Origin of the sequence: Streptomyces violaceusniger Tu 4113, from assembly GCF_000147815.2 — a bacterium.
Classification (GTDB): Bacteria; Actinomycetota; Actinomycetes; order Streptomycetales; family Streptomycetaceae; genus Streptomyces; species Streptomyces violaceusniger_A.
The window spans coordinates 5,417,433-5,439,111 of the sequence record NC_015957.1 but is presented as its reverse complement, the minus strand read 5'-3'; the positions used below and the strand labels follow the sequence as shown (position 1 = coordinate 5,439,111).

Sequence of the window (21,679 nt, the reverse complement as noted above, 5' to 3'; positions counted from 1 at the left end):
CTCCTCGATCGGCGTGCCAAAGGTTTGACTGATGCGTCAGTTAGCCTTCCGGGCGAGACTGACGTCAAGGGGGTGCGGCGAGAAAATTCCCAGGGAGGGAAGGGAGTTCACCGTGGTCACGGGACTTGCTGAGGAGCTGACGCGTAAGTCAGAATGACCGGACGCTGAGCGTCGTGACCAGACGCTGAGTGCTGGCGCGAACGGGGAGCCAGGCCCGAGGAATGGAGAGACGATGTGAGCACCGGCACGAAGACGGAGCCCAGGAGCGATGAGGACCGCAGGGCGAGGATCCTCGACGCCACGTGGCAGTTGATCGCCGAGCGCGGCTTCCACGCCGTGCGCATTTCCGACATCGCCAAGGTCTGCGGCACCAGCACCGGCACGGTGCACTACTACTTCCCCGGGAAGAACGACGTACTGGCAGAGGCCCTCAAGTACTGCGTCGACCGGGCCTTCGCCCGCCAGTCCACCCAACTGCGCGCCATTCACAACGCACACGAGCGGCTGCTGAAACTGATCGACATGCAGTTGCCACGGGTCGGTCAGGTCCGCGACGAGTGGGCCATCTGGCTCCAGTACTGGGCCGAGGCCACCATCCGCCCCGAGTTCCGCCCGGCCCACAACGAGTACTACGCACGCTGGCAGGAGACCGTCCGCCGGATCGTCCAGCGCGGCCAGCGGCAGGGAATCTTCCACGCGGACGCCGATCCGCACGTCGTAGCGCTGCGGCTGACCGCACTCACCGACGGCGCGGCGATCCAGGTACTGACCGGAGTGCCGGGCATGACCATCGGCACCATGCGCGAACTCCTGGTGGATTTCGTCCACCAGGAGCTGGTGGCCGACGCACGCTGAGCCGGACCCGGCACGACGCCGCGCGGTATCGGCTGCCCTACTGGAAGGTGACCTGGCGATGGCCTTTCCGAGCCTCCTCGCTGTCTTCGCGCACCCGGACGACGAGTCCCTGTCGGCGGGTGGCGTGCTCGCCCAGCACGCGGCCGCGGGAGCGCGAACCGCCGTCGTCACGGCGACCTGGGCAGAGGACACCCAACGCGCCGCGGAGCTGGCCGATGCGCTCCACATCCTCGGCGCCGGCGCGCCACGGATGCTCGGCTACGCCGACGCCCGGGCGCCACAGTCGGCCCCGGGCAGCGTCCGGTTCTGCGACGCGCCGCTCGATGAGTCGGTACGTCGGCTGGTCATCCACATCCGTTCGTTCCGCCCCGACATCGTCGTCACCCATGACGCCTATGGCGGGCTGACCGGCCATCCGGACCATCTCCACACCCACAGGGTGACCACGCTCGCAGTCGAGGCCGCCGGGCTGGACCGGCTCTACCCGGACACCGGTGCCCCCTGGCAGCCGAGCGCCCTCTACTTGGCCACGCACCCACACTCGGCCGCACAGGCGCTGGGCGCACACCTGGTCCGGGAAGGCAGGGCGATGCACAGCGTCCCCGACGAGTGGGTCACCGCGACGGTTGACGTCAGTCCCTGGCTCGAACAGAAGATCGGCGCGGTACTCGCCCACCGCACCGAAGTGGCGCGGGGAGCGCTGCCGGGGCGGCTTGCGGCACTCCCGCCAACCGACCGAGCGAAACTGGTGTCCACTGAGTGGTACATCCGCCGCGACCTCGTCCCCACGGCGGCAACCCAGACTCAATTGACGCCAGGCTGTTGAGCGGTATCAACCGCCTCAACGCTCTTTCGCGCTCAGCTCTGCGGTCGTGCCGGTCGCGCCCCACTCTCCTCCGCCACTGCGTAGCCGGGCACGGACGGCCATCGAACAGTCAGCACCACCGACTCCTCCTCCGCGAACCATGAGTGGTCGACTCCGTGCCCCCACACGACGTAATCACCCTGCTCTTCAAGAAGAACGCTGCGCCCGGGGAGCTCAACGCGGAAACGGCCGCTGATGAGAACCAGGAGAGCCGTGCGTTCCTCTCCTTCCACCCACTGCGATCGCTCGTCGCCACGAGGGTGGACGCCCCATTTGATCTCTACGGCCTCGCTGTGGCGCGGGTCGCCAACGTCCTTGAAGTGCCCGAGGAGCCACCCCCGGTCCAGTGCCGCATCCTTGCCCGCATGGCCCACGTACACACTGTCGTTCACACGCCGGACGCTAGCCGTTGCTCTTGTGGACGCGATCCGCGCCTGATGCGCGCCGGACGGGCCTAGTGTGCTGCCATGCGCGACGACACGCCTGAGGAAACGCGCCGTGTCCACCTGAGCCGGATCTTCGACGAGGACGCGGAGCTGTACGACCGGGCCAGGCCCGGATATCCGCCCGAGCTGTTCGACGACCTCACGGAGATGGCCGGCACCGGCCCCGGCCGTCGTGTCCTCGAGGTAGGGGCAGGCACCGGCAAGGCGACCCTGCCGCTTGCCGAGCGTGGTTGCCGGATCACGGCCGTCGAGCTGGGCGCGGACATGGCCGCCGTCGCCCGGCGCAACCTGGCCGGGTTCGAAACGGTGGAGATCGTGACGGCGGACTTCGAGACGTGGCCGATGCCGGAGGAGCCGTTCGACGCGGTCGTCTCGGCGACGGCGTTCCACTGGATCGACCCGGCGGTGCGGCTGGTAAAGGCCGCCGACGCGCTGCGGCCCGGTGGCGCCCTGGCCGTCGTCGCCACGCAGCATGTGGCGGGCGGTAGCGAAGAGTTCTTCGTCGAGGTCCAGGACTGTTACGAGCGCTTCGATCCGGCCACCCCGCCGGGGCTGCGGCTTCCGGCCGCAGCGGACGTCGACACCTCGGATCACGCGGATGAGGTCGCACGCAGCGGCCGGTTCGGACCTGTCGACTTCCGGCGCTATGAGTGGGACCTGACGTACACCACGGCGGAGTACCTGGCAGTGCTGCGGACCTACTCCGGCCACCGGTCGCTGCCGCCTGAGGCCAGGGAGGGGCTGCTGGAGTGCATCGCCGGGCTGATCGACAGGCGGTACGGCGGCCGGGTCACCAAGCGGTATCTCACGGAGCTGCGGGTGTCACGAACGGCCCCCGCACGTCGGTAGGCGCCGCTCCGGCCGTGCCCACCGCACACACATCTGACACCTCAGCTCGCCCTTCAGGTGATGACTCGGCCGCGCAGAATGATGCGACTGGGGTGGGCCGGAACGGAGCTGTCGAGAGTCGGATCGGTGTCATAGGCGATGAGGTCGGCGGGGCCACCATCGACCAGTCCGGGCAGCCCCAGCCATGCTCTGGCCGCCCACGATGCCGCCCCGAGAGCTGCTTCCGCCGACAGGCCGGCGCGTACCAGCCATTCGACCTCTGATGTGACCCTGCCGCAGGGGAAGCTGTCAGTGCCTGCCAGTACTGTGACGCCGGCTTCGTCTGCGGCCCGGACGTTCGGCAGCATGCCCTCCCAGCCGGCCAGCCACCAGTCGCGCCGTGCGCTCGGCTCCTCGGCGCGCCTCCGGTCGGCTCCGGCGCCGAAGACGCTGAGCGTCGGAACGAACGCGGTGCCCTGGGAAGCCATCTGACCGATCAGGCCAGGGTCCAGGTGCATGCCGTGCTCCAGGCTGTCGACGCCTGCTTGAACGGCACGGCGGCTGCCGTCGGCGGTCTGGCAGTGGGCGGCCACCCGGCCGCCGACCGCGTGTACGGCTTGCACCACGGAGGTGAGGACGTCCTGGGGCAGCGCCGGTTCGTCGTACTTCCAGTCGACGATGACCTTGCACCAGCCCGAGGACGCCTTGGCTTCCTCGACGGCCGCCCGCACCAGATCCGCTTCACTCACATCACGCCCGAAGCCGGGGAAGAAGCGGCCCGGAGTGGCCAGCCACCGTCCGGCCGAGCGCACCCGCGGCATCTCCGGCTCCTCGTCCACCCAGCCCGGTATGCGCGCGGCGGATCCGGGTGTCCGGACCAGCAGTACGCCGGAGTCGCGGTGATCGGTCAGGTGCCGGCGAAGTGTGTCGTCGCTGAACGGGACATCGATGTCCTCGGTGCCCGGGTGCGTATGCACGTCGACCAGGCCAGGCAGCAGCCATCCGCCATCGACGACGAGATCCGCGCCGGGGACGGGTTCGGTCCGTAGCCGGTCCCCGTCAATCCAGAAGGACCGCTCTTCCCGCTCCGGCAACACGACGCCGCGCACCTGGAGTACCACCGGCGAGCGCCTCCTCGTATCCGCACGGGCCGATTCGTCGATCTTACGGAGGTTTTCTCACTGAGGATCACTTCCAGTGGCAGTTGAGAGCGAGGGCGGCTCGGGCTATGTCGCCGATTCGACTGGGGCTCAGGGTGACGCGCTTCAGTGTGCGCCAGCGTTCCTTGAGCTCGGCGGCGGTGCGCTCGCCGAGGGCACGGAGGTCTTCAACACCTCGTGCGGGTCGGGGGCTTGAGCGGCGAGGACGTCGATGGCCTCGTGCAGGTAGCGGTAGCCGGTGGCCTGCGAGACTCCGGCGTCCCTGGCCAGGCAGTGCACGCAGCCGCGGTCACGGAACCAGCGCAGCACCATGACCGCCTGCCGGAATGTGCCCAGGACCCGCGACCCACGGGGCGTGTTGAGGCGCCGGCGATGCGCGGCGAGCAACCGGGAGAGGTGCACCACGATGTGGAGCGGGACATCGAGCACGCTGTCGTACGGCGGCCGGAACCAGCCGCCCAGTGCTCTACCGGCGCTGGTCCGACCGCCATGACCTTATCCGCGCCGCGCCCCTGCCATCGGGCAGGGCGTTGCTCGAGATGGTCTGTTTCAGGATGCCTTTTGGTCGGCGGGCTTCTCGATCTCAGTGGTCACCCGTGCCCCTCGGAAGAGCACCGGGAGCCACAGGAGACATGCCAGCAGGGGGACCGCGGCGTAGGTGGCCATGCCCACACTGGAGCCCAGCCCGTCCATGAGCGCGCCGAGGACGAGATAGCCGATGCCGATGAGCGCCGACTCCACGAATGCGATCATCGACAGCAGGCTCGCCCGGTGGCGCGACGGCACGGCCTCGTTGAACACGTTGTCCACGAGCACGGCGGTGATCTCGGGAATCCCGACCAGGGCCAGGAACGCGGCGATGGTGACCCAGACAAGGCCGAGGCCGCTCAGGCCGAGTGCCGCGGCGAGCGTCAGGAGGGACACCGGGACGATGACCCGATACCCGATGCGCCGGTCCGCGCGGTCCGACAGCAGCGGAGTGAGCCCGCCAGCGAAGAATCCCGCCGATATGACCACGCTGACCAATGCGGTGCCCGCTCCCTGATCGGAGAGGGTCTTCTGGGCAAAGATGATGTACGGCGTCAAAGTCGCATGCATCAATCCGGACACCACGACAAGCGTCACGAGCGCCGGCGTGGCGACCCGAAGCATCGCCCGCCATGCTGTGGCGTCGCCGTGCTCCTCGGCTCCGTCCTGCTCGTCCACCGCGTCCGCGCCGCGGATCTCGGGCACCCCTGACATCAGCTCCACCACGGCTAGGGCGAGGCACGCCGCCGAACCGACGTAGACGACTCCCCAGGAGATCTGCTGCAGTTGGCCGCCGAGGACGATGGCGGCTCCCGAGGTGACCGTCCCGAGCATGGTGAACCGGGACTTGATCTTGACGTAGTTGGCCGTTGCACCACGACGCACGAGCAGGTCGTACAGCAGGGCGGTGTCCGAGCCGGACACACATGCCATGCCCACGCCCTGCCCGATGAACAGCGTCAGGAACACCCAGTAGTTGGAGAACGTCCCCTGGCCGAGCAGACATCCAGCTATCAGCATCTGGCCGATCACGATGCTGGCACGCCTGCCGATTCGGTCGGCGATGACTCCCGTCGGCAACTCCGCAAGTCCGCTGCCCAGGTAGAGCAGTGTCTGCAGTAGGGCCACTTGCCCGGCGGAGAAGCCTCGCTGCTGAAGGAAGAGGACGAATACGCCGCGCTGGAACAGCGTGTTGGCGAGCACGGCGTATACGTAGAACGGGCGCGTGACACTTCGTGCTGCATTGTCAACTGCAGCCGACCCGCCAAGGGCCTCCGTGGTGCCGGTCACGTTGCGGGCTCCCTGGTGACCCCGGTGATCATTAGTGTTGGGCCTCCGCCGCCGACCGGAACCTCCAGTCCATACTTCGCGCAGGATATTGGGCCGTCCATCCGCTCGTCGAGGACGAACCGGGCATCGCCGAGGCGCGCTTCGGCCGTCTTGCCCTGCTCGTCCTTGGGGATCTCAACGGGGTTCTCGACCCGTCCGCCCGGAAACTCCACGGCGGTCTCAAAGCCCTCGCTCTCAACTGCCACTGGAAGTGATCTTCAGTGAGAAAACGTCACTGGCCGACTCATATCAACGCCCCCTGCCCGAATGGCCGTTGGAACAGGCCGCACTTACGGCGCCATGCCCGTCGAGGCAGAAGTCGGCCAGGAAGTCTCATTGTCCGTGGGGCACCTGTGCGATGCGCATTTCCGGCGTGGTGTCCGGCGTACGGGTCTGCTGGCGGAACAAGCCGCGGCTGCCGGCAACCAGCGCCCACGCCAAGAGGGGAAAGGCCGCGACCCGCTCCATGCCTCCCATACCGAGGCCGAGATAGTGGCGGGAGAGAAAGAGCCCGAAGGCCGTGAGCGCGGTGATTCCCAGCAGCCTGGTCCCCCAGCGCAGGGGACCCGGAACATCTTCCGCCAGCCTGGCTCCTGCCAGGAGAAGACCGATGTTGCCCGTTCCCATGATGAGGAGGGCGCCCAGGGCGTGCTGGTTCTCATGGACGTCCGCGGGTGCCAGCCCGGCCAGGACAAAACCCACGCCGGCACCGGCCAACAGAAATCGGGTCACGGCCGAGGCGGCGCCTCGGCACCACAGAGTGGCAGTCAGGGCGGTGCCGAGGACGAGCAGCGTTCCCAGCGCGATGAACGAGGCGTTCATCGCGGCGTGTTCGGGCGAGCAGACATAGCGTGGCTCGGGATCGGACTGCAGAGCGCAGTGAGCGTTTCCCAAGTCGCTGATGTTGTTCCATGCCCAACTGTACGGTCGCGCCCAGGCCGACTCGACGAACAAATGGACCGCGAAGAACTGCACCACACCCGCCACCCACGCGGAATATCCCATTCGAACCTTCACTGTCCGCCTTCTTTCGCACGATGATTGTGCATACAGCGGATCATGCGGCGTGGGCCTGAAACACTCCGGCAAGCCCCCGGGGCGAGGTGGGGCAGCCCCTACCTCTGTCCGCGTCTCAAGGGGTGCACGGAACTGCGGGCAGAGCGGAATTGAGGGTTCATCACCGGCTCCCGGGGGCCGGGAAACGAAAGTGGCCCTCACCGACGGGGGATGCGGTGAGGGCCAACCTCAGTGTGGCACGGCCGCAGCTTGGAAGCACGCGTTCCGCGCGTCACAGTCGCATATATCTACAACCGGAACGCGCCCGCCCGCCCCAGTGCGGCGGTCCCGGCGGCCCTGACCTCCTACGTTGTGTCTCGCGAAGTGGCGGCCCGGGTCTTTCTGCCCACCGTTCCCGGCGACCGCCGACCAGTGATCACCTGGATGCCCAACTGAAGTAGCTGTGGTGCGTCACTCACCGGATGCTGACCTGGGAATCGGCACCTCAGGTGGCACGAGGTCACTGGCCGCCCCACGCTCTCGCGGGAGAAGCGCCATGTCACACGTCAAACGTTCTGCTCTGAGCGCGGCCGCCGGCCTGGCGGCTGCCCTTTGCTGCGCGCCCCTGGCGGTGGCCGCCGCACCGGCCGCAGGCGCCACCGGCCCCCTGCCGCCTCGCCATGGTGAAGAAGTCTTCCTTCTGACGGTGAGGCCCACTCAGACCCACTCCGTCGACGTGGCCCCTCCCGGGAACAGCCAAGGGGACCAACTCATCGTCAGTGGGGACCTCTTGCGTTCCAACGTCACGGTGGGCCGATTCGACGAGGCCTGCACAGTGACCCGCACCGGCCCCATGGATTCGAGTGACCTGCAGTGTCAGATCACTCTTTCGTTGTCCGAGGGCCAGCTCACCGTGCAGGGGGTGTTCGCCATCACCGGCGCCGGCCCCGGTGACATCACCCTGGCCATCACCGGAGGCACGGGGCGCTACCGCACGGCCCACGGCTTCATCCACGCCGTCAACACCAGTGACACCGAAACACAGCTCACCGTCCATCTCATCCGCGGAGCTGGGCCCGTGGTGGCCTGAACCTCCGACAGCGACACTGTCCGGCCGCCCGGCACGCCGATCCAGCCGATCGCCGCCCCCCGGCCGCCCCCAGCCGCCGCGCGTGCCCGCCCGCCCGTACGGCGGCGGAGGTCTCATCCACTTCGTCGCTCTTCGGTGAAGGGTCCGTAGTGGACGAAGCGGTGGAGTTGGCGGGCGAAGATCCGCGCCTCGCCGGGTGGCCAGGAGGCGAGCGAGTCCTCGATATGCGCGGCGAGGCGCTGGCGGGTGGCCTCGATGGCCTGTCGCCCGGTTTCGGTCAGGGCGAGCAGAGTGGCGCGCCGGTCGGCGGGGTCGGGTTCACGGCGTAGCAGGCCGGCCTCCTCCAGGCGGGTCGCGCGGCGGGTGACGCCGGAGCGGTCCAGGCCGATCTCGTCGGCGAGGCCCGCGGCGCTGCGCGGGCCCGTGCGGGCGAGGCCGCTGAGCACGGGGTAGGTGACCTCGTCCACGGCCTCGCCCAGGCCCTCGGTCAGGCGTCGGTAGATCTGCTCACGGGTGCTGCGCCTGAGCAGTGTGCCCAGCGCGTCGGCGATCTCGTGTCCCACATCGGTTGGCATGCCTCAGAGATTAGCGTGCGCTGCGCACGCAATATGCGGTACGGTGCAGATGCGTGCTTGGCGCACGCAGTTTTCCATGCTTCCGCTATCGAAGGGCACCGTCATGGCCGCCGCCGCCACCTTCCGCACCGACATCGCCGCAGCCCTCACCGACCTGCTCTTCACGCCCGGCCTTGACCTGGCCGAGGCCGTGGACCGGCACTTCACCCCCGACTACCGCCAGCGCACCGAGGGCCGCTGGGACGACCGCGGCGAGTTCCTGGCCCACATCGCCCACCTGCGTACGATCGTCGCCGGCGGATCGGTACAGGTCCTCGACGAACTCGTGCAGGGCGACCGCTACGCGGACCGTCACGTCATCGACGTCGCGAAGACCGACGGCTCCACCGTGCGCACGGAGGTCTACCTCTTCGCCGAGTTCGCCCCGGACGGGCGCTTCCGCCGCATCGAGGAGACCACTCTCATGCTGCAGGGCACCGAGGCCGACCGGAACATGGGCAGCGCTCGCTGACACCGCGCGGCGCCGGCGCTCGGGAGCGGTGCCGCGTTCCCGTACGACCCACCGACTACCCTGATCTCCCACTGCGCCCCATGGAGCGCACGTCCTGCGAGAGAATGACCCGAGCCCGACCGAAGGCGTCTCGGCTGGGGCCGCAGAACCTCACACCCGATGCGGGGAAGGGAACTCGGAGATGAGCGCACAGCCCGAACACCCCACCGACCGCAGGATCCCGGCGATCCCGAACACGATCAACGGCATCGGCGATGCGCTGACCGGAGCGAACCGGGCCCACTTCTACGCCGAGGTCCTGGCCGCTGAAGAGGAGACCGTTCCCGGCATCATGCGCAAGTGGTGGAAGGCGGCCATGCTCGACAGCGCTCCCGGCGCCGCGGAGAGCCGTTCCAACGCCGCCGCCGGCACCCGCCTGGTCTCCGTGGAGGACCTCGCCGACCAGCTCGAGGGAATCAGCCGATGACCGCCCAGCCGCGCCGCGGCTGGGCGGTGTGGACCGAGGAGATCCCCGCGCAGACGCTGCTCGACATGCCACCGGACCTTTCCAAGAAGGTGGTGAACTTCCTGAGCGCGTTGGCCCTCGAAGTCGGCGGCGCGATCGACCGCGACCGGCGGCCGCCGGGCGACCCGATGGACGACCTCGGCGCCCGGTACAGCCTGCAGATCGGCGGGGAGCCGATCGTTTTCGAATACGTCGTACTCCCCGAACTCCGCGAGATCCGCGTCCCCGTATTGGTCTGGTTCCGCTGACGTCCCTCATTCGCTGACGTCACGCAACGGGCCGGGGCGGCGTCTTATCGGCCCCCGGCGCGAGGCGGTCAGGAGGCCGGCGCGGCGAAGTAATCGCCATGCTCCAGGTCGTCGAGCAGTGTCGGGCGGGTGGGCGACCAGCCGAGCAGCTCCTGGGTGTACGAGCTGGAGACGGGCGCGTCGATGCCGTAGACGGTGGCCATGAACGGGCTTACGAAGTGCGCGGCAGCCTCGTCCGGGGTCAGCGAGATCGCGGGCAGATCGAGGGCTCGGGCGATCGTCTCCGCGATGCTCTTCAGGGTGACGCCGCTTTCGGCTACTCCGTGCAGCACGCTGCCCGCGGGAGCCTTCTCCAATGCCAGGCGGAACAGGCTCGCCGCGTCGAGCCGATGCACCGCGGGCCACCGGTTGCCGCCGTCGCCGACGTAGGCCGACATGCCGGTCTTTCGTGCGGTGGCGACGAGCATGCCGATAAAGCCGTAGTCCCCGGGGCCGTGGACGGTGGGAGCGAGCCGGACCACGCTCGTGCGTACGCCCTGCGCGGCGAAGCCCAGACACGCTCGCTCGCCCGGGATCCGGAATCCGGCGATCCCGGCCGGGTCGGGCTCGTCCTTCTCGGTGGTTTCCTGGCCGAGGGGCATGACCAGCGTGCCGGAGGTGCTGACGAACGGCTTGCCCGAGTGTTCCAGGGCTCGGCCGAGTGTCTCGATCGCGGTCCGGTCGCGCCGCATCATGTCGTCGGGGTCGGCGAAGTCGCCGCCGAAGGCCATGTGCAGGACGCCGTCGGTGGCTTCGGCACCGCTCCGCAGGCTGTCGAGGTCGTCCAGGGAGCCGCGGTGCGGTGTGGCGCCCAGCGACTCCAGCCGAGCGGCGGCGGCATCCGAGCGCGCCAGACCGGTGACGGTGTGGCCGGCCGCGACGAGCTCGGTGACGATGGCGGGGCCGGTCAGGCCGGAACCGCCGGTAACGAAGACATGCATGAAACGCTCTCCCACTTAATGTCAGTGACTGGCACTACTTAGCGCCAGTCACTGACTCTACGCGTAGTGCCAGTCACTGGCGCAATGTGGTGTCGGTCACTGACACAACGCGATAGACTCGGGGCGTGCCACGGAGCGGATTGGAAGCGCGCCGCCGTCTTCAGCAGGCGGCGCTGGAGCTGTACCGGGAGCGGGGGTTCGACCAGACCACCACGGCTGAGATCGCAGCCCGGGCCGGCGTCAACGAGCGCACGTTCTTCCGGCACTTCCCGGACAAGCGCGAGGTGCTCTTCCATGGCGAAGCCGCCCTGCGCGCCGCGCTGATGCAATCGGTGGCCGAAGCGCCCGATGGTCTGCAGCCCCTTGAGATACTGCTCCGCGCCTTCCGGGAGGCCGGACGGATCCTGGAGGAGAACCGCCCGTTCTCCGAACCGCGGCTGGAAGTCATCGCCAAGACACCAGCGCTCCGCGAACGCGATTTGGCCAAGGCCGCGTCGCTCACCGAAGGCGTGGCGGACGCGCTGCGGCAGCGCGGTGTCGCCGACCGGCCGGCCGGCCTGGCCGCTCACACCGGCTGGGCCGCCTTTCACCAAGCGGCCGGGGCCTGGATCGACGACCCCTCACAGAGCCTGGACGCGCATCTCTCCCGAGCCTTCGACGACCTGCGAGCCCTCTTGACGACCGCCTCACTGATGAAGGCATGCCCCGGAAGCTGATACGGCCCCGCCCGCGGTTACCGATCGTCGTGACTGGACCGCGTCCCGAACGCGACTTCAAGGCACAACGGCCGGACCGCACCCGAGGTCACGCACTCCGAGCACCTGACGGCGTGCCACCCGATGACACTCCGAAACACGACCCTGACCAGCAACGATGAGCGATCTGCAACTGGAGTGCTCACCATGGGTCAGTTGCCATCCAGCGGCCTGGGTGGGTCGAGCCGGTAGCCGTGTCCCCGCAGGGTGGTGAAGGCGGGCAGGGCGACGGGCGCGTGTGCGGCAGAGGCAGCCACCTGCAGTCGGCGGCGCAGCGAGGACATGGTGACGTCCAGCGTCTTGGTCGGCCCGAACCAGTTCTCGTCCCACACCTCCGCCATGAGCAGTTCACGGGAGACCGCCTCCCCCGGATGCCGGACCAGGATGGCGAGGAGGTCGAACTCCTTGGGGCGCAGTTCGACCTCCCTCTCACCGAGGAGACAGCGGCGTGCGGCGATGTCCACGGTCAGATCCCCGATCCGGACCGGTTCGCCCGGCCCCGCCGGGGCGGGCGGGCGGCGGCGGAGATGGGCGCGGAGGCGGGCGAGCAGCACGGTCAGGCTGAAGGGTTTGACCAGGTAGTCGTCGGCGCCCGCGTCCAGGCCCACGATGACGTCGATCTCCTCACTGCGGGCGGTCAGGATGAGGATGAGGACGTCGGGGTGCTCGTCGCGCAGCTGCCGGGCCACGTCGATGCCGTCCATGTCGGGGAGGCCGAGGTCGAGGAGGACGACGTCGATGGGGCTCCGGTCGGCCTCGGCCAGACCGGAGCCGCCGGTCCGGGTCCAGGTCACGGCGTAGCCGTGGGAGCGCAGGCCTGCTTCCACATGCCGCCCGATGACCTCGTCGTCCTCGATGAGCAGTATGGATACCGAGTCCTTGGCCCCTGTCGTCCGCATGCTCAGAAGCGTAGGGCGGGTGGCTGTCCTGGGGCGTGCGGACGGTCCGCTGTCAGAGTTCACGCAGCTCTTCCACGGCCGGCCGGGTGGATCTGCGGACGCCGCTCAGGGCGGCGCCGACGATGGCCGCCAAGGCTGCCGCCAGGGTCAGGGCGAGATACGGCCAGGGCACGGCGATGGTGTCCGGTGGTGGGTCGAACACACCGGTGAGCACCTTGACGAGCATCTGGGTCAGGGCCCAGCCGATGAGCGTGCCTCCGGCCAGCCCCGCCGCGGTGAGTACGGCGGCCTCGCTGAAGACCAGTCCCTTCAGCTGTCGGCGGGTGGCGCCCAGGACGGTGGCGATGGCGAAGGTGCGGCGGCGTTCGGCGAGGCCAAGGGCCAGGACGATGCCGCCCGCGCCGGCTGCCAGCAGGACCGCGAAGCCGAGTTCGATCCGGGTGAGCCCGGACAGGTCCACGGAGGTGAGGCTGGAGCCGACGGCGGAGCGGGCCTGAGTGATGTCGGTGACCTTGGCCGTGGTGCCGAGCTGGTGGCGCATCCGCGCGGCGACGGCCTTCTGGTTTCCGCCTCCGGTGTCGACGAGGAATGTGCCGACCGCGTCGCTGCCGGTGGTCTTGGCGATGTAGCCGGCGTTGGCGACAAAGAAGCTGTCGCGTGGCGCGGTGGGGAATTCCTTGACGATGCCCGCGTAGTGGAACGGAACGGTGTGGAACGTCTTGGTGCGGGCGTCTTGCAGCCGCAGCTTGAGCGTGTCGCCGGGGGCCAGCTGGAAGTCCTTGACGGTCTCTTCGCTGACCAGGAGGGAGTCCGGCCGGGCGGCAAGCTTGGACATCAAGCTCTTGGCGCTGCCACCGCTGAAGTAGGCGTTCTGGAGGGAGGTGGCGGAGGTGATGGTGGACGGCTGGACCCCGTACAGGTCCTGCAGATCCGCTCCGACGTAGGCGAACCGGTGCTGGAGCGGTTCGACGTGGCGCACCCCCGGGATGGCTGCCAGAGGGCTGGCCGCGCTGGGCCCGGCGTGGGAACCCGGTGACTCGGTCACTGTCACATCGGCGCCGTTGGTGAGCCGGGCGTCGACTTCCGCCTGTTGCCGGTAAGTGGAGTTGAACGAGGCGGTGGACACGGCGAAGGAGAGGGCCAGCGCGAGCAGGACGACGGCCCGTGCCAGCGGGCGGCGCTGCCGGGACAGACTCGCCGCGGTGGTTCCGGCCAGGCTGCCGGTCAGCGGCCGGACCAGCCGGGCGAGTGGGCGGCGTCCGTGGGTGAGGGCGAGCGCGACCAGCCGCCACAGCAGCAGGGCGGAGCCGACCCAGAGCAGGGCCGGTCCCAGGAAGGCCCAGTAGGACACGGAGATGGTGGGGACGCCTTCCGGAGCCAGGACCAGGGAGTAGTTGTTGGAGCTGGAGGCGCGGAAGACGAAGTAGGAGACGGCCAGCAGGATGAGGTCCGGGTAGAACTTCATCCAGCGCGGGGTACCGGCCCGGCCCACCACCCGGCGGGCCTCGGTGACGGTGCCCTGCCGCAGGTCGCGCACCGCGGGCACCAGGACGGCCACAGCGGCGATGACCAGCCCCAGCAGCAGGGCGAGCGCGAACCAGCCGACCGCGGAGGTGGCGGTGGAGCCGAAGGACGCCGTGCCGAAGGCGGCCCGGCCCACGCCTGCGGCGATGCCGAGGCCCAGCAGCCCGCCTGTCACGCCGACGGCGGTGGCCTCGGTCACGGCGAGGCCGGCGATCTGACGGAGGCCGAGTCCGCGGGTGCGCAGCAGGGCCTGTTCCCGCCGGCGCCGGCCGGCTCCGGCGCCGGCCACGGCCGCCGTCAGCAGTGCGGCCAGCACTGCCCCGGGCACGCCGAGGAAGAGGAAGAGGATCTGGGCGTAGAGGGCGTCCTGGCGGGCGCTGTCGAGCGCGGCGCCGAGGTTGTCGCCGACCAGCCCGCCGCCGGCGGTGCGTGCCTCGGTGTTGTGGGCGGCGCCGGTCACCGCGGTGTACGCGGCGGCGGGGTCGGCGGGCAGCCGGGCGTCCCGGGCGACATGGATCTGCGTGGCGACCGCGGCCGGGTCGGCGGCCTTGATGGGCGCAGTGGTCCTGGTGAACTGTGCGGCGGGCAGCAGGATGACGTTGTCGGGTGGCGCGGTGGGCTGGGTCTGGGGAGGGGCGCCGACCTTCTGGAAGAGCGAGTCGGCCTGGGGCAGGTCGACCACTCCGGCCACCTTCACATGGGCCGGTCCGCCTCCCGGGCGGCCGATGGTGACGGTGTCCCCGGGGGCGACATGCAGATTGGCCGCGGTCTGCTGGGCGATGAGCACCCCGGAGGCGCTGCCCGTGAGCTGCCGGATCTCGCCGGGGAAGGCGGTGCGGTAGCCGGGTGGCAGACCGAGCACGACCCCCGGGCCGGTGCTCTGAGTGGATCCGCCGGTCCTGGCGTGGAAACCGGTGCTGTGCGCGAATCCGACGGGGAGCGCGGTGCGTGTGCCGGGCGCGGACCGTACGGTGTGCAGCACCGAGGCCGGTTTGGCGCCCGGTTGGACCTGGACCTGCCAGTCGACCGCGACCGAGCGCACCGCGCGGTCGGTCATGGTGGATTTGGAGGCGGTCAGAAAGGAGCCGAGCGCGGCGACCAGCGCCACGGCGAGCGAGATGCCGAGCGCGGCGGCGAGGAGCCGGCCACTGCGGCGCCGGACGAGCCCGGACAGCCAGGTGATGATCACGACGTCTCTCCTTGAGTCGCGTTCGGCCGCGCCCGGGGCGCGGTGCGCGGTCCGGAGGCGGCGGGGGCGGGGCCCGTGGCGGCCAGCCGCCCCTCGTGCATGGGCCAGCGCTCGTTGAGGCGTTCGCCGACGGTGGCATCGTGGGTGGTCACCACGAGCGCGGCGCCCAGTTCGGCCGCCGTGTCCAGCAGGACGTCCACCACAAGGCGTCCGGTGGCGCGGTCGAGCTGTCCGGTGGGTTCGTCGGCGAGGACCACCCTCGGGCGTAGGGCGAGCACCCGGGCCACCGCCACCCGCTGCGCCTGTCCACCGGAGAGTTCCTCGGGCAGCTTGTCGGCGAGGTCCACGACGCCGACGGCGTCGAGGGCGGACAGCGCGCGGCGGCGGGCTTCGGACTCCGAGGCGCCCGACAGGACCAGCGGCAGTGCGGCGTTCTCCATCACGTCGAGGGCCGGGATCAGGCTCGGGGACTGGAAGACCACGCCGATGTCCCGGGCCGTGGCGGGGCGGCCAAGGGCGGGCCAGGCGATCTCTCCGCTGGTGGGCCGCTCCAGTCCGGCCATCAGATGCAGCAGCGTGGACTTGCCGGACCCGGAGGGGCCCATGATGGCGATACGGTCGCCGGCTCGCACCTGGCAGGTGGCGCCGTGCACCGCCACGACGGCGTGCTCGCCCTGGCCATAGGTGCGGGCGGCGTCGCGGCAGTCGATGAGGGTGTCGATGAAGGGGGCGCCGGTGCCGGGGGCGTTCACGGCTGGATCCTTCCGTCGCGCAGGACGAGCACACGGTCGGCGAAGCCGACGACCTCGGTGTTGTGGGTGACGACCAGAACGCCACGGCCGGCGGCGGCCCGGCTCTTGAGCAGGTCGAGTACGCGCTGTTCGGTCCGCCCGTCCAGTTCGCCGGTGGGCTCGTCGGCGAGGAGCACATCGGGGTCGTTGGCCAGGGCGACGGCCAGCCCCGCGCGGGCCAGTTCACCGCCGGCCAGCTGATGCGGCAGGGCGTGGGCCCGACCGCGCAGGGCCACCCCGTCGAGCAGGGCGGCGATATCGGACGCATCGCCACGGCGCCGTCCGGCGGCCGCCTGGGCGAGGCGGATGTTCTCCCGCACGTCCAGGTGGGCGATGAGGTTGCCGGACTGCAGCAGGACACCGATGCGGCGGGCGCGCAGCCGGGCCCGCTGGGCCTCGGGGCGATGGCTGATCCGCTCCCCGCCGACGTGGACATAACCTCCGGCCGGTTCGTCCAGCCCGGCCAGGCACGCCAGCAGGGTGGACTTGCCCGAACCGGAAGGCCCGACGACGGCGACGGTCTCGCCGCGCTGGACATGGAGGGACACCCCGCGCAGCGCGAGGGTCTCCTCCTCGCCGGTGCGGAAGAACCGGTAGAGCTCCCTGGCCTCGAGGGCGGTCGCCCCGTCGGCCCGGGCGGCTGCCGTGGAGGCGGTGGTCATCACTGCCACCGGAGCGAATCGCTGACGATGCGCCAGGGGTCGACGTTGTCGGCGCCGGTCGGGCCGGTCAGCGTCAGAACGACCTGCCGGCCGTTGTGGAAGAACACGTACCGCTCCACCGAGTCCCGCACGCTCTTGCCCGTCACCTGGTTGGGGGCCGAGTCCGTCCGGTAGGTGATCCGGACGGCCTCTCCGGCCTTCCGGTGGACGGTCGTGACGCCGCCCAGGGCGAAGTGCGTGGCCTGCTTGCGGAGGGCGGGGACCATGCCCGCCTTCACCGACTGGACGGTGGGCGCGGTCCCGGTGGAGCTCTGCGCGACCTCGACCTTGTTGAGCTTGTCACTGAAGGTGGTGGTGCCGTGGGTGGAGGAGCGGGCCCAGCCCTCCGGCACCTTGACCGTGAACCCGCCGGCGGGCGGCCGATAGGCGACGTACACCTGGTTGTCGGGGATGTCGCCCGGCGGGTTGGACTCGGCGGGGGCCGGGCCGGTCCGCTGGGTGGACGACGAGCCGGAAGGGGCCTTGGAACCGCTGTGGGAGCCTCCGCCGGAGCCGGAGCAGCCGGCGACCACTCCGGTGGTCAGCGCGACGGCGGCGGGAAGGGCGAAGATGGCCCGCTTGTTCATGGTGTCCTCCACATAGGCGAACCGCTGGTGGTCTCCGACGCTAGGGAGGAGGCGGTAAACGCTCGCGATGACGACGGTTAGACGACGGCAAAACCGGCCGGTGGCATCCCCGCTTCGGCCCCGCCGGGGCGCGCCCGCGCTCATGATGGGCGAATGAGACAGCGTGTGATGCGGGTGGCCGTGGTGGCGGTGCTGGTGGCACTCGTCCTCCTCGCTACGCCGCTGGCGCTCGGGATCCAGACGTCCTTCTTCGCGGACGAGCGCGCTGAGCTGGAACGCGTGGCCCTGGCGGCCGCCATCCATGTGCCCCCGCAGTTCGTGGCGGGCGACCAGGTGGAACTCCCCGCCCATGAGCGGGGAACCGATGTCGGGGTGTACGACCTCTCCGGGCGGCTGCGCGACGGCAGCGGTCCCAGGAAGGCGGACGCGATCGCCCGGGCGGCCCAGGGCGGGTCGGTGGCCCGGGGGCGCGCCGGCCACCAGATCGTGGTGGCCGTGCCCATAGCGACCGGGGAGCAGGTGATCGGTGTGGTCCGCGCCTCGACCGGGACATCTGAGGTCTGGTATCGCGTCATCCTGGCTTGGCTCGGCCTGGCCGGCACCGCCCTGGTGGCGCTGGTCACGGCCGTCGTAGTGGCACACCGGCAGGCGCGCACGCTCACCGCACCGTTGGAGGCGCTCTCGGAGAAGGCCGGAGCGGTGGCGGACGGGGATCTGACCGCGCGCGCCGAAGGCAGCGCGATCGCCGAGATCGACCAGGTGGCGCGTACCCAGAACACCATGGTCGAGCATCTGGCTCAATGGCTCGAGCACGAGCGCCACTTCACCTCCAACGCCTCCCATCAGCTGCGCACCTCGCTGGCCGGTCTGCAGTTGGGTCTGGACGCGGCCGCCGCCGATCCCGACGCGGATCTGCGAGCGGCGGTGACAGAGGCACTGGAGCAGGTCCGGCATCTTCAGCAGACTGTGGACGACGTGCTCCGGCTGGCCAGGGCGTCACACCCCGGCGTTCCCGCGACCGCCCGGCCCACCGCCGAGGTGGTCGAGGGAGTGGAGCGCCGCTGGCACGGCACATTCGCCGCCGAGGGCCGTCGTCTGGACTTCGGTGTCGAGCCCGGCGGGGAAGATCTGTGGATCCCCGACCGCACCGCCGAACAGATCCTGGACGTCCTGCTGGACAACGCCCTGCGCCACGGCCGCGGCGCGGTCGAGGTCACGGTGCGCGAGATGGGCGTCGCGGTCGCCGTGGACGTGTCCGATGAGGGCTCGCTGACGCTCGGCCGGCGGGCCGTCTTCGAGCGGGGGGCGACGACATCGCGAGCCGGCAGTGGCATCGGGCTGACGCTGGCGCGGGAAATGGCCGAGGTGGCCGGAGGGCGGCTCACCCTCGCCCGGACGGCGCCCACCACCTTCACCCTGCTGCTGCCGGTCACGGAGCCACCGCCGCCACCGGAGTGAGCCCTCACAGGGTGAGGCGGGCGGCCGAAGACGACCGCCCGCCTCGGGTGAGGTCCGGGGTTTCTTCCTACTCGTTGCCCTCGGACTCGTGGTTGGTCCGGGAGCCGGAGTCGTTGTGACCGTCGGAGCCGTCCTCCTGGCCGCCCTTCTGCTCGCTCTCGCCCTTCTGCTCGCTCTCGCCCTTCTTCTCGTGCTCGCCCTTCTGCTCGCTCTCGCCGCCGCTCTTCGAGGTGGAGGGGCCCGGAGGGGTGGGCTTCTGCGCCGTGGCGGACGCCGAGGACGAGGGGTGGGACGGCTGCGTGGCCGCCATGGCGGTACCGCCACCGATGACGGTCGTGACGATGGCTACGGCGGACGCGGCGAGTACGGCTGCCTTCTTGCGTGTGTTCATGTTCAACCTTCGCTTTCGGCACCGGACGGACCTTCCATCCGGAATACGCTCATCCTGCGCCGGGGCAGCTGAGAGGAGCCTGAGGTGGAGTGATGGAGGTCACGGAACCTCCGGGGTCTCTCAGCGGGCTCTCAGCTCGCTGCCCCGCAGTCCCTTTACGCTGAAAAGAACATTCGGGACGCAAGGGGAGAGAAAGGCGCAATATGCGTGTCCTCGTCGTCGAAGACCATCCCATGCTGGGGCGCGCCCTGGTCCATGGGCTCACCACCGAGGGATTCGCCGTGGACCTCGCCACCGACGGGGCGGAGGGGCTGTACAGAGTCGGCGAGACCCCCTATGACGCCATCGTGCTGGACATCATGCTGCCGCGGGTCAATGGTTACGACGTGTGCAGGCGGCTCCGGGCCGCCAAGGACTGGACCCCCGTGCTGATGCTCACCGCCAAGGACGGCGAATACGACGAGGCCGACGGGCTGGACATCGGCGCGGACGACTACCTCACCAAACCCTTTTCCTACGTCGTCCTGACCGCCCGGCTGCACGCCCTGATCCGGCGCGGCCACATTCCCAGACCCCCGGTCCTGAGCGTCGGGGACCTCCTCCTGGACCCGGGGGGCCGCACCTGTGTGCGCGCCGGAACTCCCATCGAGCTGACCACCCGGGAGTTCTCGCTGCTCGAATATCTGGTACGCCACGAGGGCCAGGTGGTGAGCAAACAGGAGATCCTCACCCATGTCTGGGCCGAGCACTTTGATCTGGACCCCAATGTCGTCGAGGTCTACATCGGCTATCTGCGACGCAAGATCGACACTCCCTTCAGGGTGCGGTCCATCGAAACCGTCCGCGGGGCGGGATACCGCCTAGCGGCCGACGGCAGGTGACCCATGGAGTCCCCCGCCGTGCCCCTGGCCCTCCGCAGGGTCCCGGCGACATCACGGACGCGCACCTGGCTCCCCCGTTGGCGCGGGTTGGGCCTGCGGATACGGCTGACACTCGCCGCCACGCTCGTCACCGCGCTCGGTCTGTGCCTGGCGGGCGCGCTGCTGGTGATCAGCCAGCACGCCTCGCTCATCCGCAGCCTGGACGACAGCGCCCGGCAGCGTGCGCTGATCATCGCAGCCGCCCTGGACAACGGCCGGGCGGTGCAGCCGCTGCCCGCCTCCGGCACCGGTGACGACGTGACCCAGATCGTCGACCACCGGGGCCGGGTGATCGCGGCGTCCGGGAACGTTACGGGGGAACCCGCGCTGTTCCGGACGCTGAAACCGGGCCTCAGCGGCGAACCGTCGGTGCGCACCGCCCACGGGGTGCCGCTGGGCGACCAGGGGACCTACCGTGTCGCCACCGTGTCGGCCGGGTCGACGCACGCCCCCGAGACCGTGTACGTGGGGCTTGCCACCGCCCAGGCCGACCACAGCGTGGATGAGCTCGTCGCCGAACTGGCCGTGGGCCTTCCGGTACTGACGGCCCTGCTCGCCGCCGCCGGATGGCATATCACCGGGCGGGCGCTGGTGCCGGTGGAGCGGCTGCGCCGCCAGGCCGCCGAGATCACCGCCACCGATCTGCACCGCCGGCTGGATCTGCCACCGGCCGCCGACGAGATGAGGCGGCTGGGGGCCACCCTCAACGATCTGCTGGCCCGGCTCGACGAGGCCACTGCCCATCAGCGGCAGTTCGTGGCCGACGCCGCGCATGAGCTGCGCAGCCCGGTGGCTGCCGTACGGGCCGAACTCGAGACCGCCGCCCGCCACCCCCGCACCGACTTCTCGGCCCGGCTGCCCGATCTGCTGGAGGAGACGGTCCGGCTCGGCCGGCTCATCGACGACCTCGTACGGCTGGCCCGTCTGGACGCCACTCCGGCTACCGCGCTCACGGCCGATGTCGACCTGGACGACCTGGTGCGGGCCGAGGTGCGGCGCCTGCACGTCCGCCCCGGTGTGGCCGTCGTCCGCGGCCGCATCCGCCCCGCCCGTGTCCGCGGGGACGCGGACGCCCTCTCCCGGGCCGTGCGCAATCTGCTCGACAATGCCGTCCGGTATGCCCGCCACCGGGTGGAGGTCACCCTGGACACCGCGCGTGAGGAGGCGGTGCTGAGTGTCCGGGACGACGGCGCCGGTATCGCACCCGCCGACCGAGAGCGGGTCTTCGAACGGTTCACCCGGCTGGATGACGCCCGCAGCCGGGACGCCGGCGGCTCCGGGCTGGGGCTGGCCATCGTGCGGGACGTGACCACTCATCATGGCGGCCGGGTGGCGGTGGAGGGCGACGGCCCGGGGGCCCGGCTGGTCCTGCGGCTGCCACTGGCGATGTAACTCCACCGGCACGTTGTGCCGTCGTCCAACCTCCGTCGCGCTGGGTGTTCACCACCCCCTTCCTGGCGTGGAAGCATCCTCGGGTACTGGCTGTCCGCGGTGCTGTTCGCCCTGACCATCGCCGCCGTCGCTCGCTTGGCCCTCGGTGCCGACGCG

Annotated in this window: 25 protein-coding genes; 11 read left to right on the top strand and 14 right to left on the bottom strand. The window is 70.2% G+C overall.

The window, feature by feature from the left end; all coding sequences use genetic code 11:
- The first annotated feature begins 234 nt into the window (after positions 1–234).
- Positions 235–855, top strand: coding sequence for a TetR/AcrR family transcriptional regulator (locus tag STRVI_RS22520; RefSeq protein WP_014057937.1), 621 nt, complete (start codon positions 235–237; stop codon positions 853–855).
- Positions 856–913: 58 nt separating this feature from the next.
- Positions 914–1,681 (top strand): PIG-L family deacetylase, encoded by a 768-nt coding sequence (locus STRVI_RS22515; protein ID WP_014057936.1) that lies wholly within the window; start codon positions 914–916, stop codon positions 1,679–1,681.
- Between the two features lie 32 nt (positions 1,682–1,713).
- Here the strand turns inward: STRVI_RS22515 and STRVI_RS22510 are convergent, their stop codons facing one another.
- Positions 1,714–2,112, bottom strand: a complete 399-nt coding sequence (locus tag STRVI_RS22510) for a hypothetical protein (RefSeq protein WP_014057935.1) — start codon at positions 2,110–2,112, stop codon at positions 1,714–1,716.
- A 75-nt stretch (positions 2,113–2,187) separates the two neighbouring features.
- On the opposite strand from STRVI_RS22510, the gene STRVI_RS22505 reads away from it, so the two are divergent.
- A complete protein-coding gene (locus tag STRVI_RS22505) occupies positions 2,188–3,015 on the top strand; it encodes a class I SAM-dependent methyltransferase (RefSeq protein WP_014057934.1) in 828 nt (275 codons plus the stop codon).
- Positions 3,016–3,068: 53 nt separating this feature from the next.
- Here the strand turns inward: STRVI_RS22505 and STRVI_RS22500 are convergent, their stop codons facing one another.
- The 5 genes from STRVI_RS22500 to STRVI_RS22480 form a co-directional block, all read right to left on the bottom strand.
- Entirely contained in the window at positions 3,069–4,115 is a 1,047-nt protein-coding gene (locus tag STRVI_RS22500; protein WP_014057933.1) for an amidohydrolase family protein, read from the bottom strand.
- A 144-nt stretch (positions 4,116–4,259) separates the two neighbouring features.
- Positions 4,260–4,583, bottom strand: coding sequence for an IS5 family transposase (locus STRVI_RS22495; RefSeq protein WP_014057932.1), 324 nt, complete (start codon positions 4,581–4,583; stop codon positions 4,260–4,262).
- A 120-nt stretch (positions 4,584–4,703) separates the two neighbouring features.
- Entirely contained in the window at positions 4,704–5,972 is a 1,269-nt protein-coding gene (locus tag STRVI_RS22490; RefSeq protein ID WP_014057931.1) for an MFS transporter, read from the bottom strand.
- Positions 5,969–6,217 (bottom strand): hypothetical protein, encoded by a 249-nt coding sequence (locus STRVI_RS22485; RefSeq protein ID WP_043236351.1) that lies wholly within the window; start codon positions 6,215–6,217, stop codon positions 5,969–5,971. The genes STRVI_RS22490 and STRVI_RS22485 overlap by 4 nt, the downstream gene beginning before the upstream one ends.
- A gap of 127 nt (positions 6,218–6,344) precedes the next feature.
- Positions 6,345–7,028, bottom strand: coding sequence for a DUF998 domain-containing protein (locus STRVI_RS22480; protein WP_150112908.1), 684 nt, complete (start codon positions 7,026–7,028; stop codon positions 6,345–6,347).
- 535 nt (positions 7,029–7,563) lie between these two features.
- On the opposite strand from STRVI_RS22480, the gene STRVI_RS22475 reads away from it, so the two are divergent.
- The gene (locus STRVI_RS22475; RefSeq protein ID WP_014057927.1) at positions 7,564–8,097 is read left to right on the top strand and encodes an allene oxide cyclase barrel-like domain-containing protein; all 534 of its coding nucleotides are present in this window, start codon (positions 7,564–7,566) and stop codon (positions 8,095–8,097) included.
- A 113-nt stretch (positions 8,098–8,210) separates the two neighbouring features.
- On the opposite strand, the gene STRVI_RS22470 is transcribed toward STRVI_RS22475, so the two are convergent.
- Positions 8,211–8,672: a MarR family winged helix-turn-helix transcriptional regulator gene (locus tag STRVI_RS22470; protein ID WP_014057926.1), complete on the bottom strand. Its 462-nt coding sequence runs from the start codon at positions 8,670–8,672 to the stop codon at positions 8,211–8,213.
- A gap of 76 nt (positions 8,673–8,748) precedes the next feature.
- Between STRVI_RS22470 and STRVI_RS22465 the strand changes: the two genes are divergently transcribed.
- The 3 genes from STRVI_RS22465 to STRVI_RS22455 all read left to right on the top strand — a co-directional run bounded on the left by STRVI_RS22465 (position 8,749) and on the right by STRVI_RS22455 (position 9,936).
- Complete coding sequence (locus tag STRVI_RS22465) at positions 8,749–9,183, top strand: nuclear transport factor 2 family protein (RefSeq protein ID WP_251982715.1); 435 nt, start codon at positions 8,749–8,751, stop codon at positions 9,181–9,183.
- Between the two features lie 181 nt (positions 9,184–9,364).
- Complete coding sequence (locus tag STRVI_RS22460) at positions 9,365–9,649, top strand: hypothetical protein (RefSeq protein WP_014057924.1); 285 nt, start codon at positions 9,365–9,367, stop codon at positions 9,647–9,649.
- Entirely contained in the window at positions 9,646–9,936 is a 291-nt protein-coding gene (locus STRVI_RS22455) for a hypothetical protein (RefSeq protein WP_014057923.1), read from the top strand. Before STRVI_RS22460 ends, STRVI_RS22455 begins: the two co-directional genes overlap by 4 nt.
- Positions 9,937–10,004: 68 nt before the next feature.
- On the opposite strand, the gene STRVI_RS22450 is transcribed toward STRVI_RS22455, so the two are convergent.
- Entirely contained in the window at positions 10,005–10,916 is a 912-nt protein-coding gene (locus tag STRVI_RS22450; protein WP_014057922.1) for an SDR family oxidoreductase, read from the bottom strand.
- 125 nt (positions 10,917–11,041) lie between these two features.
- Here STRVI_RS22450 and STRVI_RS22445 point away from each other — a divergent pair, with 125 nt between their 5' ends.
- Positions 11,042–11,632, top strand: coding sequence for a TetR family transcriptional regulator (locus STRVI_RS22445; protein ID WP_043236348.1), 591 nt, complete (start codon positions 11,042–11,044; stop codon positions 11,630–11,632).
- Positions 11,633–11,823: 191 nt separating this feature from the next.
- Here STRVI_RS22445 and STRVI_RS22440 read toward each other — a convergent pair whose 3' ends face one another.
- Genes STRVI_RS22440 through STRVI_RS22420 form a run of 5 tightly spaced genes read right to left on the bottom strand, consistent with a single transcriptional unit; the run spans position 11,824 to position 17,362 of the window.
- Complete coding sequence (locus STRVI_RS22440) at positions 11,824–12,570, bottom strand: response regulator transcription factor (RefSeq protein ID WP_014057920.1); 747 nt, start codon at positions 12,568–12,570, stop codon at positions 11,824–11,826.
- A 52-nt stretch (positions 12,571–12,622) separates the two neighbouring features.
- Positions 12,623–15,283: an FtsX-like permease family protein gene (locus STRVI_RS22435; protein WP_014057919.1), complete on the bottom strand. Its 2,661-nt coding sequence runs from the start codon at positions 15,281–15,283 to the stop codon at positions 12,623–12,625.
- Positions 15,280–16,035 (bottom strand): ABC transporter ATP-binding protein, encoded by a 756-nt coding sequence (locus tag STRVI_RS22430; RefSeq protein WP_014057918.1) that lies wholly within the window; start codon positions 16,033–16,035, stop codon positions 15,280–15,282. The genes STRVI_RS22435 and STRVI_RS22430 overlap by 4 nt, the downstream gene beginning before the upstream one ends.
- Complete coding sequence (locus STRVI_RS22425; RefSeq protein WP_014057917.1) at positions 16,032–16,736, bottom strand: ABC transporter ATP-binding protein; 705 nt, start codon at positions 16,734–16,736, stop codon at positions 16,032–16,034. Before STRVI_RS22425 ends, STRVI_RS22430 begins: the two co-directional genes overlap by 4 nt.
- Entirely contained in the window at positions 16,736–17,362 is a 627-nt protein-coding gene (locus STRVI_RS22420; RefSeq protein WP_014057916.1) for a hypothetical protein, read from the bottom strand. The genes STRVI_RS22425 and STRVI_RS22420 overlap by 1 nt, the downstream gene beginning before the upstream one ends.
- Before the next feature lie 153 nt (positions 17,363–17,515).
- Between STRVI_RS22420 and STRVI_RS22415 the strand changes: the two genes are divergently transcribed.
- Entirely contained in the window at positions 17,516–18,820 is a 1,305-nt protein-coding gene (locus STRVI_RS22415) for a sensor histidine kinase (protein WP_043236345.1), read from the top strand.
- A gap of 67 nt (positions 18,821–18,887) precedes the next feature.
- Here STRVI_RS22415 and STRVI_RS22410 read toward each other — a convergent pair whose 3' ends face one another.
- On the bottom strand, positions 18,888–19,211 hold the full coding sequence (locus STRVI_RS22410) for a hypothetical protein (protein WP_014057914.1): 324 nt from the start codon (positions 19,209–19,211) through the stop codon (positions 18,888–18,890).
- A 203-nt stretch (positions 19,212–19,414) separates the two neighbouring features.
- Here STRVI_RS22410 and STRVI_RS22405 point away from each other — a divergent pair, with 203 nt between their 5' ends.
- Together STRVI_RS22405 and STRVI_RS22400 are read left to right on the top strand one after the other, a co-directional pair.
- Entirely contained in the window at positions 19,415–20,092 is a 678-nt protein-coding gene (locus STRVI_RS22405) for a response regulator transcription factor (protein ID WP_014057913.1), read from the top strand.
- Between the two features lie 3 nt (positions 20,093–20,095).
- Entirely contained in the window at positions 20,096–21,523 is a 1,428-nt protein-coding gene (locus STRVI_RS22400) for a sensor histidine kinase (protein ID WP_014057912.1), read from the top strand.
- The last annotated feature ends 156 nt before the right edge of the window (positions 21,524–21,679 follow it).

Coding starts and splice junctions, on each gene's coding strand:
- STRVI_RS22425 (WP_014057917.1), bottom strand. CDS start 16,736: ATGACCACCGCCTCCACGGCAGCCGCCCGGGCCGACGGGGCGACCGCC.
- STRVI_RS22470 (WP_014057926.1), bottom strand. CDS start 8,672: ATGCCAACCGATGTGGGACACGAGATCGCCGACGCGCTGGGCACACTG.
- STRVI_RS22450 (WP_014057922.1), bottom strand. CDS start 10,916: ATGCATGTCTTCGTTACCGGCGGTTCCGGCCTGACCGGCCCCGCCATC.
- STRVI_RS22455 (WP_014057923.1), top strand. CDS start 9,646: ATGACCGCCCAGCCGCGCCGCGGCTGGGCGGTGTGGACCGAGGAGATC.
- STRVI_RS22420 (WP_014057916.1), bottom strand. CDS start 17,362: ATGAACAAGCGGGCCATCTTCGCCCTTCCCGCCGCCGTCGCGCTGACC.
- STRVI_RS22465 (WP_251982715.1), top strand. CDS start 8,749: ATGCTTCCGCTATCGAAGGGCACCGTCATGGCCGCCGCCGCCACCTTC.
- STRVI_RS22475 (WP_014057927.1), top strand. CDS start 7,564: ATGTCACACGTCAAACGTTCTGCTCTGAGCGCGGCCGCCGGCCTGGCG.
- STRVI_RS22515 (WP_014057936.1), top strand. CDS start 914: ATGGCCTTTCCGAGCCTCCTCGCTGTCTTCGCGCACCCGGACGACGAG.
- STRVI_RS22410 (WP_014057914.1), bottom strand. CDS start 19,211: ATGAACACACGCAAGAAGGCAGCCGTACTCGCCGCGTCCGCCGTAGCC.
- STRVI_RS22405 (WP_014057913.1), top strand. CDS start 19,415: ATGCGTGTCCTCGTCGTCGAAGACCATCCCATGCTGGGGCGCGCCCTG.
- STRVI_RS22415 (WP_043236345.1), top strand. CDS start 17,516: ATGAGACAGCGTGTGATGCGGGTGGCCGTGGTGGCGGTGCTGGTGGCA.
- STRVI_RS22460 (WP_014057924.1), top strand. CDS start 9,365: ATGAGCGCACAGCCCGAACACCCCACCGACCGCAGGATCCCGGCGATC.
- STRVI_RS22400 (WP_014057912.1), top strand. CDS start 20,096: ATGGAGTCCCCCGCCGTGCCCCTGGCCCTCCGCAGGGTCCCGGCGACA.
- STRVI_RS22505 (WP_014057934.1), top strand. CDS start 2,188: ATGCGCGACGACACGCCTGAGGAAACGCGCCGTGTCCACCTGAGCCGG.
- STRVI_RS22440 (WP_014057920.1), bottom strand. CDS start 12,570: ATGCGGACGACAGGGGCCAAGGACTCGGTATCCATACTGCTCATCGAG.